18 protein-coding genes and 1 pseudogene are annotated in these 17,982 nt (G+C 36.3%); 6 read left to right on the top strand and 13 right to left on the bottom strand.

Features of this window, described 5'->3' with window-relative positions; translation table 11 throughout:
* Nucleotides 1–167: 167 nt before the first annotated feature.
* Nucleotides 168–1,553: a YfcC family protein gene (locus tag KM149_RS02830; RefSeq protein WP_182280622.1), complete on the bottom strand. Its 1,386-nt coding sequence runs from the start codon at nt 1,551–1,553 to the stop codon at nt 168–170.
* Between the two features lie 155 nt (nt 1,554–1,708).
* The gene (locus tag KM149_RS02825) at nt 1,709–2,386 is read right to left on the bottom strand and encodes a DUF805 domain-containing protein (protein ID WP_165545187.1); all 678 of its coding nucleotides are present in this window, start codon (nt 2,384–2,386) and stop codon (nt 1,709–1,711) included.
* A gap of 181 nt (nt 2,387–2,567) precedes the next feature.
* On the opposite strand from KM149_RS02825, the gene KM149_RS02820 reads away from it, so the two are divergent.
* A complete protein-coding gene (locus KM149_RS02820; protein WP_214970970.1) occupies nt 2,568–3,182 on the top strand; it encodes a DNA-3-methyladenine glycosylase in 615 nt (204 codons plus the stop codon).
* Nucleotides 3,183–3,237: 55 nt separating this feature from the next.
* On the opposite strand, the gene KM149_RS02815 is transcribed toward KM149_RS02820, so the two are convergent.
* The 5 genes from KM149_RS02815 to KM149_RS02795 form a co-directional block, all read right to left on the bottom strand.
* Entirely contained in the window at nt 3,238–4,560 is a 1,323-nt protein-coding gene (locus tag KM149_RS02815; RefSeq protein WP_060829481.1) for a Na+/H+ antiporter NhaC family protein, read from the bottom strand.
* 154 nt (nt 4,561–4,714) lie between these two features.
* Complete coding sequence (locus tag KM149_RS02810) at nt 4,715–5,536, bottom strand: DUF4097 family beta strand repeat-containing protein (RefSeq protein ID WP_214970974.1); 822 nt, start codon at nt 5,534–5,536, stop codon at nt 4,715–4,717.
* On the bottom strand, nt 5,533–6,090 hold the full coding sequence (locus KM149_RS02805; RefSeq protein ID WP_214970977.1) for an HAAS signaling domain-containing protein: 558 nt from the start codon (nt 6,088–6,090) through the stop codon (nt 5,533–5,535). The genes KM149_RS02810 and KM149_RS02805 overlap by 4 nt, the downstream gene beginning before the upstream one ends.
* Nucleotides 6,087–6,407 carry a PadR family transcriptional regulator gene (locus KM149_RS02800; RefSeq protein ID WP_182280630.1) on the bottom strand — a complete coding sequence of 107 codons (321 nt, stop codon included), beginning with the start codon at nt 6,405–6,407 and terminating at the stop codon, nt 6,087–6,089. The genes KM149_RS02805 and KM149_RS02800 overlap by 4 nt, the downstream gene beginning before the upstream one ends.
* Nucleotides 6,408–6,569: 162 nt before the next feature.
* Complete coding sequence (locus tag KM149_RS02795) at nt 6,570–7,433, bottom strand: hypothetical protein (RefSeq protein WP_241415511.1); 864 nt, start codon at nt 7,431–7,433, stop codon at nt 6,570–6,572.
* Nucleotides 7,434–7,568: 135 nt separating this feature from the next.
* On the opposite strand from KM149_RS02795, the gene KM149_RS02790 reads away from it, so the two are divergent.
* A complete protein-coding gene (locus KM149_RS02790) occupies nt 7,569–8,402 on the top strand; it encodes a helix-turn-helix transcriptional regulator (protein ID WP_050330102.1) in 834 nt (277 codons plus the stop codon).
* Between the two features lie 145 nt (nt 8,403–8,547).
* Nucleotides 8,548–9,759: a sodium/glutamate symporter gene (gltS, locus tag KM149_RS02785; protein ID WP_060829477.1), complete on the top strand. Its 1,212-nt coding sequence runs from the start codon at nt 8,548–8,550 to the stop codon at nt 9,757–9,759.
* Nucleotides 9,760–10,056: 297 nt separating this feature from the next.
* Here the strand turns inward: gltS and KM149_RS02780 are convergent, their stop codons facing one another.
* On the bottom strand, nt 10,057–11,262 hold the full coding sequence (locus KM149_RS02780) for a GTP-binding protein (RefSeq protein ID WP_016426241.1): 1,206 nt from the start codon (nt 11,260–11,262) through the stop codon (nt 10,057–10,059).
* 262 nt (nt 11,263–11,524) lie between these two features.
* Nucleotides 11,525–12,556: a type 2 isopentenyl-diphosphate Delta-isomerase gene (gene fni / locus KM149_RS02775; RefSeq protein WP_050330096.1), complete on the bottom strand. Its 1,032-nt coding sequence runs from the start codon at nt 12,554–12,556 to the stop codon at nt 11,525–11,527.
* Nucleotides 12,557–12,731: 175 nt separating this feature from the next.
* Here fni and KM149_RS02770 point away from each other — a divergent pair, with 175 nt between their 5' ends.
* Entirely contained in the window at nt 12,732–13,217 is a 486-nt protein-coding gene (locus KM149_RS02770; RefSeq protein ID WP_182280636.1) for a thioesterase family protein, read from the top strand.
* 142 nt (nt 13,218–13,359) lie between these two features.
* Here KM149_RS02770 and KM149_RS02765 read toward each other — a convergent pair whose 3' ends face one another.
* Entirely contained in the window at nt 13,360–14,346 is a 987-nt protein-coding gene (locus tag KM149_RS02765) for a PTS sugar transporter subunit IIC (RefSeq protein WP_228480302.1), read from the bottom strand.
* Here KM149_RS02765 and KM149_RS02760 point away from each other — a divergent pair.
* A pseudogene (locus KM149_RS02760) lies at nt 14,309–14,392 on the top strand (hypothetical protein); the annotation flags it as partial. The gene KM149_RS02765 and the pseudogene KM149_RS02760 overlap by 38 nt on opposite strands.
* 475 nt (nt 14,393–14,867) lie before the next feature.
* On the opposite strand, the gene KM149_RS02755 reads toward KM149_RS02760, so the two are convergent.
* Both KM149_RS02755 and KM149_RS02750 read right to left on the bottom strand, forming a co-directional pair.
* Entirely contained in the window at nt 14,868–15,770 is a 903-nt protein-coding gene (locus tag KM149_RS02755; protein WP_241415510.1) for an alpha/beta hydrolase fold domain-containing protein, read from the bottom strand.
* Between the two features lie 110 nt (nt 15,771–15,880).
* Complete coding sequence (locus KM149_RS02750) at nt 15,881–16,204, bottom strand: thioredoxin family protein (RefSeq protein ID WP_214970986.1); 324 nt, start codon at nt 16,202–16,204, stop codon at nt 15,881–15,883.
* Nucleotides 16,205–16,513: 309 nt separating this feature from the next.
* Between KM149_RS02750 and KM149_RS02745 the strand changes: the two genes are divergently transcribed.
* The gene (locus tag KM149_RS02745) at nt 16,514–17,137 is read left to right on the top strand and encodes a hypothetical protein (RefSeq protein WP_214970988.1); all 624 of its coding nucleotides are present in this window, start codon (nt 16,514–16,516) and stop codon (nt 17,135–17,137) included.
* A gap of 104 nt (nt 17,138–17,241) precedes the next feature.
* On the opposite strand, the gene tenA is transcribed toward KM149_RS02745, so the two are convergent.
* The gene (gene tenA / locus KM149_RS02740; protein ID WP_165545197.1) at nt 17,242–17,919 is read right to left on the bottom strand and encodes a thiaminase II; all 678 of its coding nucleotides are present in this window, start codon (nt 17,917–17,919) and stop codon (nt 17,242–17,244) included.
* Nucleotides 17,920–17,982 lie beyond the last annotated feature (63 nt).

Below are 17,982 nucleotides of genomic sequence, written 5' to 3'. Positions count from 1 at the left end.
TTCATTAACTGCATTGTAGTACACTTAAAGCATAACGCAAATTGAAACAGTTAACCTTACTTAATGTCAATTTGTAGAAAAAAGTGTAGCCAAGATGAAACACTTCCTTAGAAGGTGTCAGCAAAGTGCTTTCATCTCAACTACACAAACGTCTATTCATTATTTATTTAATAGCCTACTAAATATGCAATAGACATCGCCACTGCACATATCACTACCCATGCAAGTATCAGTTTCCATACAAATTTAATCCACTGTGTATAGCTTATATTTGCGACTGCTAAAGCACCCATTAGAACAGCAGATGTTGGAAAGAGACTATTACTGATTGCATCACCATATTGAAAAGCTAAAACAGTAATTTGTCGATTCACCTCGAGTAAATCTGAAATTGGCACTAACAACGGCATTGTAGTTAAAGCTTGACCTGATCCAGAAGGAATGAAAAAGTTGAGGAAAAATTGAAAAATGAACATCCCTATAATCGTCACAACTGGCGGTAATCCTTCTAACATTGATGACATGAAATAGACAATTGTATCGATAATCTTTCCGTTTTCTAAAATAACGATAATCCCTTTCGCAAAACCAACAATCATTGCACCAAACAAGACATTTTTCATACCTTCTAATAAAGCGTCGAATGTACCATTGAAACCTAGGCCAGCTACAAAGCCAGCAAGCAGTCCTGCTAACAAAAAGTTTGCACTCATTTCATTAAATGTCCAACCGAATTTAAAAATCCCAAAAACATTCAGTCCAATAGCCCCAACAATGAATAATAAGCTGACGAATTGTCTACGCGAAAATGACGGTATCACTTCTTGTCGATGACGATCCACTTCTTCCTGTTCTAATTTGTATACGATACTCTGTTCAGGCGAACGTTTCACACGTCTTGCATAGCGCATGACCGCCACCATTGCGGCCAGCAAAATAAAAATATAAATGATAGAACGCAATCCCCATCCTGAGAATAGGGGGAGTTCGGCGACGCTTTGTGCAACGCCGACTGTAAATGGATTGAGCATCCCTCCAATAAAGCCACTCGCTGCACCTAAAATAACGATTGCCGCCCCCGTCAATGCATCGTAACCTAAAGTTCGTGCAATTATAATCCCGATAGGCACAAAAATAATCGTTTCTTCCGCGAGTCCAATTGAAAAACCTAAAATTGAAAACATTAACATAGTGAGCGGAATCATTAACACTTTAAACTGCCCTAATTGCGTCATCAATCGCCGAATCCCTGCTTCTATTGCACCGCTCTTATGTACAATCCCAAAAGCGCCACCTACTAAAAAAATATAAAAAACAATTTCTCCACCACTTATTAATCCTTCTGGTATAGCACGAAAGATATCCAATAAACTTGCAGGCTGTGAAGGTAAAATATGATAAGAATCAGGCACAACAACCGTCTGGCCATTGACCTTTTTTCGTTCAAATGTTCCCGCCGGTATCAGATAAGTCAATAGTGCAGCCACCACAATCACCATCATCAATAAAGCATAGGTATGTGGCATCTTACGTTTTTTCAGCTTGTTTTTCATGATTAAAACATCCCTTTTATTTAAATTTTCGAAATAAACTGATTTTTATTTATATACACTTAATCCAGTTGCTCTAATCATGCGCTCTGAATTAAACAAAAATGCTCAAAAATGAAATGCTTACTTACTTCATCTCATCTTTGAGCACACTTGATTTAATATTTATATGGATCTTGTTCTATTTGTTTTTGTTGTGATGTTTCGTATGATGTGAATGATTCCTCGTTTGAAGCATCATCTTTTAGATCATCGTTAGGGAAGCCCTTATCATGACCGGCCTCAATATATTTAGGCGAAGGTCCATATTTATTGACTTGTTCCTTACTATCAAGCAAAGCAATAATTAAACACACAATATTTAAAATGATTGTGAGGCTAAGTACAGTATAACCTAACCAATCTGGAATAAAATCAAAATTTAAGTTTCCAGTCACTTTTGTATCTACCCCATTGATGTTTCCTTCAGAAATATCTTCATCAGGGCTTAGGCCACTGATAACATTATAAATGATACTAACGATAAAACTAATCATTGGAATCCACATTGAAAAGCCCACATCATGAAATCTTCTGACCTGTAACGCTAAATTAGGAATAATGGTTGCTAACGCATAGAGGAGTATAACAATGATTAGAATCACACCCAAAATAGGGCCTACTCCAGGGATAAAGAAACATAAGAATGCAAGGAAAAATGTGACAACATAAATCAAAAAATTCCAAAGTGCTACCCACCAGTATTCACTTCGACGACTTCGCCCTTTGAAGTTAAAGTAATTTAACCAAAAATATTTGTAGGCCTCTACAAAGCCAACTTTCGGCGTTACGTACATGATTGATCCTCCTTGTATTTTCTCTTTTCTTCAGTGTACCATACTCTTTAATGAATGTAACAGGTCCCTTTTTCACCATGCATCTCTTTAATATGAACTTCCCTTCGATGTGGCTATGAGTTGGTTTTGACACGCAAGTTCGCTACAATATGAATCATCATCATATATGGAGGCACGTATTATGGATTTTATTTATCGTCCAACGATTCAAACTGCTCAAGACTTATTAGGCGTTCAATTGATTTATGAATCTGAACACCATACGCTTACAGGATATATTGTTGAAACTGAAGCTTATCTCGGCCATCAAGATCAAGCTGCACATGGCTTTCAAGGGAAGCGCACACCGAAAGTCGAATCTCTCTATCAAGAAGGTGGCACGATTTATGCTCATACGATGCACCGACAATTATTAATTAATTTTGTAACCCAAACAGCTGGTGTTCCTGAAGGCGTCCTTATCCGTGCCATTCAACCAGAGCAAGGCATCGATATTATGGAATACAATCGCGGCAAAAAAGGCTTTGAATTAACGAACGGTCCGGGAAAATTAACACAAGCATTACAAATTCCTCGTGCAATAGATGGCTCCAAATTAAATACAGGCCGATTAAAAATTGATACAAAACATCGTAAATATCCAAGAGCGATTGTAGCAGGCCCTCGAATTGGCATCCCGAATAAAGGTCAGTGGACGGATGAACCGTTACGTTTTACGGTTAAAGGAAACCCTTATGTGTCCCATATGCGCGCGAAAGATCGGTTACCCGCACATGAAACGTGGAAATCTTCGTAATAAAAAGCAATGTATCTCGAACATAAAAGACTGTTCGAAATACATTGCTTTTTCTTTATATTGTTTCTTTTTTACGAAACATGCCGACATGAATCGAAATAATGGTACAAATAACTAAAATAATTGGATAGAATGAATATTTCAATACTTCCAAATATGTGACATGACCAAATTGTTCGGCCATTAACATACCACTATCGTGCGGTAACACCATCAATGCACTAGCTGCAAAGATATCTAATAAGCTTGCCATTCGTTTTGGCGCAATTTTATACATTTGTCCAATTTCTTTAGCAATCGGTGCTGATATAATAATTGCGACCACATTATGCACTAATGCAGCGGATAAAAAACCTGATAGAAAGCTCATCGCATATTCAGCACTTTTCGGTCCCTTTGCACGTTTTTTCATCGTTTCAATAATCCAATCGATGCCCCCGTAATATCGAATCAACGCAACAAGTCCTGAAATTAAAAAAGCAATAAGGAAAATCATAAAGGTCCCTTCCATACCTTCCCCTATTTTAGTAGTCCATTCAAAAATGCCAATATTTCCTCTTGCTACACCAATCACGCCTGTGAGTAAAATACCCGAAATAAGGACGAGCATGACGTTCATTCCTAAAATAGCAGCAGCCAACACAAATAAATAAGGGAGTAAATCAATAAAGTTATAACTCAAATCTTTATCAATGTGTCCTGTACCACCAACAATGGCATAAATAATAAATGTAATGACCGCAGCTGGAAGTGCGATTAAAAAATTCGCTCTAAACTTGTCTTTCATTTTAGCACCGACACCTGTTGTTGCAGCAATTGTTGTATCTGAAATAATAGACAAGTTATCCCCGAAATAAGCTCCTGCAATGACAGCAGCTGCAGCGGCTGCAACATTTAAGTCAGCAGACTGTGCTACAGCAACACCAATTGGAATAAATGCCGCTTGTGTTCCTGTTGATGTCCCTAATGATGTGGCTACAAAAGCACTCATCACAAAGATACCAGGTATGAGTAAACTTGGTGGTATGACTGAAAGCCCCATATTTACCATTGCTTCTTGTCCACCCATCGCAGAAGCAGCGCTCGCGAATCCTCCTGCTAATAATAAAATTAATCCAAGTTCAGCAATACCTGAAGAACCCGCGTTTTCAGTAAAGATCTTAATCTTTTTTGCAACTGATGTTTTTCGATCATAACAAACCCAAGCAATGACTATGGCTATAAATATCGCAACATGCCGTGGCAATCGACTGAATGGGTCTTTAGCGCCTATCGCTGTGAAATATAAACCTACCCCAATATATAAGACGAGAAAAATGATAAGGGGTAATAATGCGAGTGCACCATACTGTTTTTGACTTCTTAATTCTTGTGACATCTCTTTCTCCTTATACCTTAGTTTCACGATAAGGATTATACACCATTATTTGACTTTGACAAGTCACTTGCTTCATTGCTTCTGCATATTCGTTTTAAGATCATTTGCTCACTATGTACATTCACGGCAAATGATGATTTTCGTAGTCGTTTTCTTAATCATCAGTTGAAAAAGTAACGTAACCCGTCTTATTTTTAATAACGACCTGATGCTGTCCTTCACCAACTTGTTTATGTTTTAAGTCTTCAATATCTTCTAAATCGACATTCCCATAGCGATTTTGTATATCAAATCTTGTATTATGAGGCTTTGTTTTATAAGTGACTTCGACGCCGCCTTTTTCATTTTCAATCGTTATCGGAATATCTATCGGTACATCATTTAAATCTGTATGACCTAAACGGTTATGAATCAATAGTTCTTTATAATCTGTTGTTTCGCTTTCTATATAACCAGAACCTATTTGTGCATTCAACGTTCCGATTTGACTATGATTGATTATGATAGAGCCAGAATCTGTATCAACACTCAACTTATTGATATTTAATTGTTCAATATTCATGACACTTTTTCCTAACTTTAATGAAAGCGCATCTAATTTCGATTTTGGAATCGTGATTAGCACTTTATGTCGTTTTACATTTTTAAAAGGATTGACATTAATCCGAGGTTGTACTACATCATTTCCTTTAACGTTAATATTTAATTGCTGTTGATGTTGCTTAGTTTGAATCGCATTTTTCTTGTCAGTAAATACACCTTCAATTTTGAGTTGATCCCCAGTTGTAAGTTCCACATCTTTACCTTTAGCTTCGATATGTAGTGACTTTATTTGAGATGTATCAAACTTCTTCTCTATTTCATCATAGTGCACTTTAGACTGTTGATTAAAAAAGGAGTAATAGATAGTACCTACAATACCAACGATAAAGAGGAGCAAGCCAATTAAAAATAAAATCTTTAGTGTCTTTTTCATGATTGATTACCTCTCTTGATCAGTTGAATGTTCCATTTTAAATATTTAATGATCATCAAATAACTCCATTTCACAATAACAATGGTTAAAACGGCGAGCATGATACCTAAGCCAAGCCATCCTATCGCTGCAAACCAATCTGATATTAAAACAGGGTCTGTTGTAAACTTTTGTTGATAGAACACTAAAAAAGGTGCTGCCAAGCCAATGAGTCCTACGAATGCGAGACTGATAAGCAAACCAATGTATATCAATAACGGACCTGTAATCAAAATAAAATTAATAATGCTCAGCCCTAAAACAGTTATAATTGCTTGTCCCGTATTTGATAAGCCCTTATGCTTTTCTGCTTCACCTACTGCACTTTCAGCATTAATTGCTTTCGCCATATCTTTAGGATGACCTAGCATCTTGACGATTTGTTGTTCAGTTTTGCCATCATTTAAACCTTCAATAAAATGATTTTCGTATTCAGAGACAATATCTTGTTTCTCGGTTTCAGACATATTTTTTAAATGCTCATAAAGTATGGCTAAATATTCATTCTTTGTCATGCTTGCTCACTCTCTTCTATAAATAGTTGTACGATATCTACAAACGCACGCCATTCCGATTTTAATTGATTCAAGCGCACCAAACCTAACTCTGTTAATTCATAATATTTTCTTGCTGGTCCTTCTGTTGAAGGTTGATAATATGTCGAAAGGTAACCTTCTTTTACTAAACGTCTTAATAAGGGATAAACGGTACCTTCCGCAATCATCATCCGCTTAGAAATGCTTTGTACAAGGGAGTATCCATATTGCGCCTCTCCTTTAATAATCAAAAGTACAATCATTTCTAATGCACCTTTTTTAAATTGTATATTCATCGCAAAACCTCCAACTATACATCAATCAGTACTGTTTAATGTATAATACTAAAATAAACTTACCATAAGCTATTAAACATTACAAGGTACTGATTAAAAAATAAAACACACCCCTTCAATTGTGAACGGCTGTATTTTATGTTTTGATGCTTATATTCATTTTTAATGCGTTAGGATAACTGGTTCATGTTTTCCATTGACCTCAATACGATGTGCAATGGTTTCGTGTTCAGTTTCTATATATAAAATAAAAGGAGGAGGTCCTTCTTGACTAAACGGAATATGAATTGATGTCACCCTGTCTATATCAATATCACCTTCCAATATGATACGCGCTTCGGCATCAACAATCATAAAAGAAGGAATCGGAGCACCATCAATATCTAAAATCTGTAATTGTAGCGTCAAACCATGCTGATTGATCCCTTGGATGTCTATTTCAAAATTCTGAATACGATCATTAGCCCGTTCTAAAATATAAAGACTTTGGCATAAGTCCATTTGCAAATCTATCTCAGCTGAATCGTTTGCAACCTCCATTGACTGAAAATCAGTTATTATCTCTATCTTATTATTTCGTCCATTAATCATAGGTGTCACATCAAATTCGATTATAGTTTGCGTTGTATCGACAATCTCCAAACTCATGTCATTCACTTTAATGAGAAAAGGTTGATTGATGCCTTCTATGTTTAGATGATAATCTTTACTGTCATCGAAGTCTTTGATATCAAAATATTGTTGGTAACTTAATTGATTCATGCGCCCAGGTTGTTCTAAATTTAATTCGACAGCGCCTGAATCATGCTGTTCCGACTTCTCCCATACGTCAGAAACTTCATCGTTAGTCTCGAAACGTTTCACTGTTGACTCCCATTCACCAGCTAAAACGGTTATTGTATGATTTATATAATCCATAGAATACGAATTAAAAACATGTCGATTAATATAAGGTATATAACGTATTCTATGTGCAAGGGGCTGAGGCTTCACCTGTCGCATTGGTATATTCCTTAATTTTTCCATTTTCCATACACCTCTAAATAGAATATTATTTCTTATTATACAATTAATTTAACACTATAAAAGATATGAGAATATATACCAATCATCACAAATTATGGTAAAATGTTTCCATATCTTTAAGCAGAAGGTGTTGGCATGCAAATATTATGGAAAATGTTTAAAAAAGACCAATTCGAGGCACACGTTGATGAGTGTGGCATCGAAGTTGGGACGCCTCAAGGCGGTTACCAATATACCGTGTCAAAACCGGCTGTATTACATATCGTCATGGCAGGGACTGGCAGACTCATTTATCAAAATCAAACTTATATTTTAAAACCGGGGGATTTATTTCTGCTTCAACAAGGGATGGAAGTTCATTATGAATCAGAACTAAATGAACCGTGGACTTATTATTGGGTCGGCTTTAGTGGCAAAATTGCATTAGACTATTTGAATCGAACCACTTTGAAAGATCGTCTCGTAATTCAAAATGAAAACACGGGTGCGATTGAACATATCATTTATCGCATGTGTCATCGCTCTGTTCACTATTCGACTGAAGCATCAGACGATATCCAGCATATGCGTGACTTGTATGAATTGCTCTATCAGTTACATTTGCATTTCCCAAAACCGTTTGCTATTGTTCAGACTGAGATTTATTCAAATGTGCGTGAAGCGATACGCTATATCAACGACAACTATATGAAGGCCATCACGATTATCGATGTCGCAAAGCATGTCAATGTGAGCCGAAGTTACTTGTATAAAATGTTCAAAAAACATATCGATCAATCCCCACAAAATTACTTAATCCATGTTCGGATGTATCAAGCTTCAAAACTTTTTAAAGAAACCAACCTGCAAATCCAAGAAATTGCATATCGTGTTGGATATAAAGACCCTCTCCTTTTTTCTAAAACTTTCAAAAAGCAGTTTGGCATGAGCGCAACAGCATATAGAAAATCACAACAACCTTCTGATTAATTTGAAATATTTAATAGTAGTATATGGTGAGAGATTACATCCAATTTTATAATTATATAGATTTTTGTCCTTAAAAAAAGTATAATTATTTAGTATGGGGTTGAAAGCCCTTTCTATTTCATTAACTTAAAGGGGGAACGTAACAGTGATAGAGCTGAACAGTATTACAACGTTGTTTGTTGCGTGTCTATTGCTTATTATTGGTCAAGCAATCGTCAATAAAGTTGAACTTTTTAATCGATTAAGTATCCCTTCACCCGTGATTGGTGGACTGATTTTTGCGATTATATCTGCGATTCTTTCTTCAACAGGTGTGCTTCATATTAAATTAGATGGTGACTTTTTCAGAGACTTTTTTATGCTTGCCTTTTTTACAACAATTGGTTTAGGCGCTTCATTCAAGTTATTAAAACTGGGTGGAAAAGTATTAATCGTCTATTGGATTTTATGTGGTGTGCTTGCCACATTCCAAAATATCATTGGGGTTTCAATGGCAAAAGTTTTACATATTGATCCTTTACTCGGTTTAACTGCCGGTGCCATGTCAATGGAAGGTGGACATGGGAATGCCACTGCATATGGTCAAACAATTCAAAGTTATGGTATTGACTCAGCTGTAACGGCAGCATTGGCGGCAGCAACACTGGGTCTTGTTGCTGGGGGCTTAATGGGTGGCCCCGTTGTGCGTTACCTTATTAAAAAACACAATTTAGCACCTGCGCATAGAGAAGAAACACAAAAAGATTATTCAGAAATTGACATTAATCGTCGCTTACATAAAAACTTTTCTATTAACGAAGTCTTTTTCATTCAAATGACAGTTATCCTATTTTGTATGGGATTAGGAACATTTTTAGGCAAAGCATTTAGTGAATGGTCAGGCTTGAATATTCCATTATATGTTGCGTCTATGTTTATCGCTGTCATCATTCGTAACATTTCAGAGTATACGAACTTAAACTTAATTGATTTAAAACTGACAAATCAAATCGGCGATATTTCATTGAGTGTGTTTTTATCCATCGCGTTAATGAGCATTAAGCTCACGGATGTTTATCATCTTGCACTACCGCTTATCGTTATTGTCATTTGTCAGGTTATTTTCGTAGCGCTCTTTTCCATCTTTGTTGTCTTCCGTTGTCTCGGCAAAGACTATGATGCTGCCGTCATGATTGGTGGTTTTATCGGACACGGCTTAGGTGCAACACCTAATGCGATGGCCAATTTAGATGCGATTACGAAAAAATTTGGGAATTCTCCACGTGCCTATCTCGTTGTACCTATCGTAGGCGCATTCCTCGTAGATTTACTCGGTGTACCAATTATTACAACATTTATTAATATTTTTAAACCTTAATGGATATTATGTAAGGGATTGGATTTATGATATTGAAGTAAAAAATGAGCTATTTTTACTTCTTATGCTAACATTTTAAAACGGATGCTAAAAAAGGTTCATTACGATGTAGTGAACCTTTAATCTTTATATATAAGTTCCCTCGTTAATTGAGTTTTTACCCTTATTAATTCAAGGATACGAGCGTGTTTTATTTTTAAATAAAATTTTAATTATAAAAGAGAAGCGCTAGGACGATTTTGTTAAAAATCATCTTAGCGCTTTTTATTTTGGGATTTTGATGTCCCAGTTCATTTTTTATGCTTCTTGTCTTCGAATTTCCCAGTAATATGGATTTTCTAATTGTGACCAATCTGCATCGATTTCATCACTATTTAATAGACAAGCGTCTAATTCTGCTGTAATTTTTTCTTCATCTAAATCTACACCAATAATAACGAGTTGCGTATGACGGTCTCCATATTCCGGATCCCAATCTGCGCGCACATCTTCTCTTTCTTGTAATATAGCAGCTTTTTCAGCTTTTGGCATTGTTGCGACCCAAAATGTGACAGGATGAATATCTACAGCCGTACCAGCTTGAGAAACAAGACATGCAACTTGGTTGTATTGTGCTAACCATGCAATCCCTTTTGCACGTACAATTGACTCTGACATATTTTCCAACCACGTATTAAAACGTGCTGCATGGAATGGTAAACGACGTTTGTAAACAAATGATGAGATACCGTATTCTTCTGTTTCCGGCGTATGTGTTGCATGACCACCTGCTTCAAGTTCTTGTAACCAGCCTGCTGATTGACTCGCAGTATCAAAATCAAAACGTCCAGTTTCTAATACGTCGTCTAAATCAACTACTGAATTTACTGTACGGATAATTTTTGCGGATGGTTGTAACTTACGTAACATCGCTTCTAATCGATTTGCTTCTTCTTCGCTAACTAAGTCGACTTTGTTTAATACGAGTACATCACAAAATTCGATTTGATCAATCAACAAATCTGCGATAGTTCGTTCATCTTCTTCACCAACTGCTTGATCACGATCTAATAACATATCGCCTGATTGGTAATCTTTAATAAAGCGGTTAGCGTCCACAACTGTAACCATCGTATCAAGATTACAAATTTCTGTTAAGTCGATACCAAGTTCTTCATCAACATATGAAAATGTTTGTGCAACAGGTACAGGTTCAGAAATGCCTGTTGACTCGATCACGATTTGATCAATACCACCACGTTGAACAATACGTTCGACTTCTTTCAATAAATCTTCTCTTAACGTACAACAGATACACCCGTTTGATAACTCTACTAATTTTTCATCAGTACGAGACAATCCGCCCCCATCGGCAACAAGATCTTTATCTATATTGACTTCACTCATATCATTAACAATAACAGCTATTCTTTTACCCTCTCTGTTATTAAGAATATGGTTGAGTAACGTTGTTTTTCCTGAGCCTAAATAGCCACTTAAAACGGTAACAGGTATTTTACCCATTATAAACCCTCCTCTATTCTACTACAAATCGTAACAATTACGTTTTACAGTATATAACATATCCTTACAATAACGCAATGATAAATTCTTTTGCCCGTTTAAGATTCATCAATCCAACGTTTTAAAAGTCCTCTAAATTAAAAGCACACCCTCCAAGTTTCCATTTTTTAAATGTTCACTTTAGAGGGTGAGTATCCTATTTTTCGTTACATTGATCTCTATGCTGAAAACCTATCTCTTCATTTCATGAGGCAACCTTTATTTAAAGTTGTCGTTGTTGTATCCAGCTTTTCAAATAAGGATCAAATACAATCGCTGACTGTCTCAACTCTTGAATCGTTCGCGCATTAAGCAAGGTCATAATATGCGCCATTTGTGTTTTAAAATTCTCTATATATTGAACTGTCTCTTCGACACCTGCTTCATGGACGCGTTTTAGAATAGGACGAGACATTCCCACCGCTTCAGCGCCTAAACGCAAGGCCTTCACTGCATCGAGTGGATGACGGATCCCTCCACTCGCTAAAAGATGCACACGGTTACTTAAATTACGCGCCTCTAATAATGAAACGACTGTAGATTGTCCCCAATCACTTAAATATTCCATATCTTTAAGGACACGACGCTCATTTTCAATAGAGATAAAGTTTGTACCGCCACGTCCACTGACATCGACATATTTAACACCATGGTCAATCAAATCTTGTATCGTATCATAACTCATTCCAAAACCGACTTCTTTAACAATAACCGGTATTTGAATGGCCTCTACAATTTTTTTAATCTGTGTCATCCAATGTTTAAATTCACGTTGTCCCTCTGGCATGACGAGCTCTTGTGGTGCATTTACATGGATTTGTAGCGCATTCGCATCTACAATTGAGATAGCCTCTTTTGCTTGAGCAACCGAAGCCTCTGCACTAATATTTGCCCAAATCTGTCCTTCTGGATGGTTTTGACGTACAACTTCATATGAATGACGCACATCTGGATTTTTAAAAGCCGCATGCATACTTCCAACTGCAATCGGCAAATGTGTGGCTGCCGCAACTTGGGCCAGCTTGGTATTCATATCAGCTGTCCATTCAGAGCCTCCTGTCATCGCATTCACATAAAGTACGTGTGCCATTTCTAATGCTTGGCATCTTGATTTTAACGAAACATCTGCGACATCAATTGTAGGTATCGCATGATGGACAAATTGGAATCGATCAAAATCAGATTGCTGTGCTTCACTTTGTGCAAGCGCTAATAGAACATGTTCATTTTTTCGTTGTTCTCTTTTTTCAGTCATTGAGTAGCGTCCCCTTATCATCTTTTCTTGTTTTGACTATATCATAACCTATCGCATGATGAACACCTTTCAACCTTTAAATACAAATTTCTACTGTTATCTTTACCATCATTTAACATCACAAAACTTTAAAATCTACGTTATAATATGACAAAATGCAAAACGAGGTATGAATATGATTAACTTTCCATTTTATGATAAAAATAGTGTCCAAGAAGATTGGATTGATCGCAATCAACATATGAACGACTCAGAATATGCACGTGTCTTTAGTTTAGCGATTGATCACTTTCACGATCAAATCGGTTTGTCCAATCCTGAAAGAAATGCAAGAAATTATACTGTTTTTACCCTTGAAACGCACATCAGTTTTCTCAAAGAACTGTCATTGCATACGCCTATTGCCATTAAAGTCAATATTTACGATTTTGATGAAAAGCGAACACATTACTTCCTAGAATTAATCAATCGCAACACGAATGAAGTTGTCGCAACTGCAGAAACGATGATGATGGGCATTGATAAGTCGACACGCCGCGCAGCCCCTTATCCTGAAGATATATTTGCACAAATCCAACATTATGCCCATACACAAAACAGAACGGATTGGCCAAATCAATTGGGGCACCGTATTCAAATACCTAAAAAAAGGAAAAACTAATAACGAAAAGCCTTAAATTGTACTGCACTTTCTATAGAAACATAAAAAGACTGCGCGCCTCAATCTTAAATTAAGCGTCCGCAGTCTTTTAACATGTCATGTCTTCTTTACATATGAAATTCCTGATTATTTAACGAATTATTTAAGCGTCAGTCGCACCACGGCGAATCATATCTGCTTTAGTGACAATAGGATATTTTTTGAATACGATTGAGCCGATATAGCCCCATATTAAGCCAATAATTCCCATAATCACACCATAAATAACGACAGTCCCCCAATGATTAAAACCAAACATTACGATAAAACCTGCAATTGGCGTTGCAGTTCCGGTCGCATCATTCACAAGTCCAGAAAGGGCAATGACTAAGCCCGCGGTTGCGCCTCCGAAAAAGTTCGTAATATAAATAGGAATGGGATTTGCCGAGACAATGTCTGCTTGTGATAATGGTTCAATACTTACAGATATTGTGGATTTGCGATCACCTAATTTGAGACGATGGAATAAAGTTCCGTTCATGAATGCTGAACTGAACGCTGCCATCGCACCAATAGCCATTGGGACACCTGTAAGACCAAGCAAAGCCGTCAGTGCCATAGAGCTTAATGGTGCCGTACCCACTACCGTAATGATACCACCTAAGATAATTCCCATAATGATTGGACTTGTATCAGTTGAGCTTTGGATGATATCGCCAATTTTAATTAATGTATTTTTCACGACTGGTGTGAACAATAATGCCACAGCTCGTGATAATGGCGCTACAATTAACACGGCCACAATCAAATCGACACCATCCGGCACATATTTTTCGGTATATTTCATTAAGTAACCAATTAAATAACCTGCGAAGAAACCAGGTAATAAATCTAAGCCACCACAAGCAGCTGCAATGACTAAAGCGTAAACGGGTGAAACACCAATCGCTAATGCTGTTAAACCTGCTGCTGCTACACCGCCTAAATTTCCAGCTGCAGCGCCGACTTGTTCAAGAAAAGCATTATGAAACACACGTCCCCCAACGTATTTGTTAAATGCTTCGACCAAAAACGTCGCGATAGCTGCATTCGCTAGTGCACCCATGGCACGCATGCCGTTTGGCGCTTTATATGTAAATAACGTGAAAATGACAAGTACTAAAATTAAAAAAGCAGTACCGATTAATAAATCCATAATGTCCCCCTCTTGTTATTCGAAAAGGCCCCTTAAATTTACATATTTATCAATTTCTGAATAACTTTATAATATTGATATTTTTGCATATAGTTAATTCTACTAAAAATTTTACTTAATTGCACGGCGCTTTACTTCATTTAAGAATTTGTTTGTCTCAGACGTTCATTTGATTCTATATTTAATCCAAAAAAAGCTTTATAAAAACAAAATTATTGTGTGAATACGATAATCCACCTCAATTTTGTCTTTATAACACGAACACACACTCACCATTCATCTTGATATATCTATTATTTTTTCAAAACGTTTTGACTTATTGCATTTTCTTTCATACCTAGAAAATAAACTATATCGATATAGAAAAACAGAATGGTCGCTTGTAAAAAGCACATTTGCATATGCTTTTCATCAGAGACCATTCTGCTTATTTATCGCAGAAGCTGCACGCCATTGCATGTCTTACTTCATCTTTTTTATGGATGGATTGTTTTACGGATTTGTTTTAAAACTTTTCTAGATTCAACGATAGGATATAACGGAAAAGCCGTGACCATATCTTTATATTCATAAAAATGAATCGGCTGTTGCTCTACCTCAAAATAATCAGCGAGCTTACGCATATCTGGATAAAAGATTTCACTTGTACCTCCAAACATATAAACGGGTGGTAAGCCTCGCACTGAACCATACATCGGTGACACACGCGGATTTTTACGCTCTAAATCGTCGACCCAAACTTTAGCGACAGATTGTAAGCTAAACACATTTTGGATAGGGTCTTTCTTTTGAACTTGCTCTGTAATATCTGGATTAGAGAGCGAGAGATCGAGCCAAGGTGAAATTAAATACAACTGACGTGGCAATGGCAGCTCATCTTGCTCCATTAATTTTTGAATAAAGCTTAATGCCATATTTCCACCAGAGGCATCCCCCATAATCACAATATTATCTGCATCTGTTTCTTTCAGTAAACGACGATACGCTTGTTCAATGGCTTGATGGGTTTCACGATACGTGTATTCCGGTGCCTTTGGGTAAATAGGCAAAACCACTTCATGTAACGTTTCATAAGCTAATTTATCCATAAATCGCCAATGAAAAACAGAGGGTTGTAACACAAAAGTGCCACCATAAATATATAAAATCTTATTTTTAATATGATGACCAAAGTTAAAGCGAAAAACTTGCATGTCATCAAACATATCCTTCACTAAGTTCGATTTGACATTGATTTGCTCAGGTTGTTTATGTTTTTCTTTATTGAGTTGGCGGCGTTTTTCTAAATAGGCATCGACCTCATCTTGTGTTTTAAATTTAATATGACGTTGATGCGATAAATATCTCCCCATTAAATTACTCATGACATTACGTTTCAATTCAATCCCTCACTTTTGTCTACATTGTCCTCTTGTTCTGTTTATTTCTATTTTAGATTTAGACTTCCATATTAGAACATTCGCATTCTTTTTCATTATAATACGTTTTATCAATTGATGCTCTTATAAATTTTAAATAATTGTGATTCTAAACGATCCAAATCAATAAAACGACCTTCTCGATGCATTTCTTTACCTTCGTAAAATAGAATATCAACTGGAACTGTAAAAATGGATAAAGCCCCGGCAATTTCGGGCACATCATCCGCACTCAAATGTCCTAAAGCAACACCTTCATATCGTTCAACAAGTGATTCAACTCTTGGTAATATCGCATGACAAACTGAACAATTTTCTCTCGAAATATGAACAATTGCAATCTCATGCGTCTGTATAAACTGTTCGTAGGTCTCTAAACTTTTTAAATTTTCCATCATCTACCTCCTTGCTATCATACAAATGATAACATTGATATACAAACATTTTTCTATGGATGCTTTTAACTTTCACTTGATAGGAAATTTATCTTGCATGGTCGGAGAAAATATCGTTAATTGTAGCATCTATCAAGAAAATTCTTTTAAAGCATCACCTAAAGACAAGAAAAAAGGATTACAATGAGCAGAACCTTTCAGATTTGTTGCTTACGACTATTAATATAGGTGTAGGTATAATATAATGCTTATATTATTGTCATTATAATTCGTTCAAATTCTCAAATCTTATTCTTGGAGGCGTCCTTTATGAAAGAGAAATCTCAATCCCAGCCCCATTTCCAGCAACAGTTTGACTATCAAACAATTCATCGTGGAAAACGTTATGGCAAAAAACGTCGCTCATGGGTTAGTTTTATTCTTACTTTAATTGCAGCGGTATTTGTAACGATAGCTGCCTACAGCATGTATTCAGATACGCTGTTTAAAATGGGTTTCGTTAATGAAAATGTCACTTTTGATAAGCTTAAAGTCATCACAACGCAATTGAGTAGTATTACACTCATTGATATTTCTGCAGTTGAACAAAAGCTCAGCGTTTTAATTAAAGTATTGAATGTTTTCTTTATTCTATCTCTCATTAACATCGTTTTAGCTTTATTAACACTCATTTTTAATCGTACGATTTTAAAAATACTTAATTTCATCATTGCAGTTTTCATTACATTGATTCCAATTGGTTTTCTTTACTACATTGATGAGGTTGCTGATGAATTTGCGAAACAACTTGCGCCTTATGTTGGTCAAGTCGACGCTTCTAATTTATTAACAGGTGCCAACGCGTTACATAATGCTATTATTTTCATGGGGATTGCGACATTCCTCTATTTCATTAGCTTATTCTTTAGAAATCGCCGTCCGAAAATCAAATAATAAATCGAAGCCACCTTCTGTATTCATTGCTTTTTGATTGAAGGTGGCTTCGATTTTAATATACTATACGACAATTTCGTTTCAATGATACATCTTATATCTGCTTACTTATAAGGCAATGGCCATGTTTCAAGGTTTTCTGCCATATCCCAAAACATATATTCAAAGTAGCTCGTATAAACAACAATATCTTCTAATGCTTGTAGCTTCTCTTCAGACATACCGTCCGTGACTTGGTTCATTATCCGTACAACATCGTCTTTAAATGTTGTAAATGCTTCTGAACTATACATCTCAATCCATTCTCCATAGAATGGATGATCAATGGCACCCTCAATTTGACTCAGTGCTTCCCCAATATATTGATAACTCCAAGTACACGTTAAAACAGCCGCAATCACGTTTTCAATATCTCCGCGTTGCGCAAGATTTAACATATAGCTCGTATACGCTAAAGTCGTACTCGCTGGCTTTGTTTCCTCTAACTCTTGTTCTGTAATGCCAAATCGTGCTGCATATTGTCTATGTAATGCCATTTCTGTATTTAATGTGCCTGCGACTAACTCACCAAATGTTGTCATCATCTCTAAATCTGATGCTTTAGTAACACCTATTGCAAAGAGTCGCGTATAATCGATTAAATAAATATAGTCTTGTTTTAACCAATGTTTAAACTTTTCTTGATCAAGTGAGCCGTCACCAATCCCCTTAACAAATGGATGGTCAAGATAACTTTGCCAAATCGGTTTTACCCGTTCAAACAATCGATCTGTAAATGTCATAACCGCATACCCCTCTCATCGTTTCTTTATTTAACATCACATAAATTACCGAAAACTTCAAGA

It is taken from the genome of Staphylococcus coagulans, assembly GCF_022557135.1.
In the GTDB taxonomy this organism is placed as follows: Bacteria; Bacillota; Bacilli; order Staphylococcales; family Staphylococcaceae; genus Staphylococcus; species Staphylococcus coagulans.
This window is presented reverse-complemented; position numbering and strand designations above follow the sequence as displayed.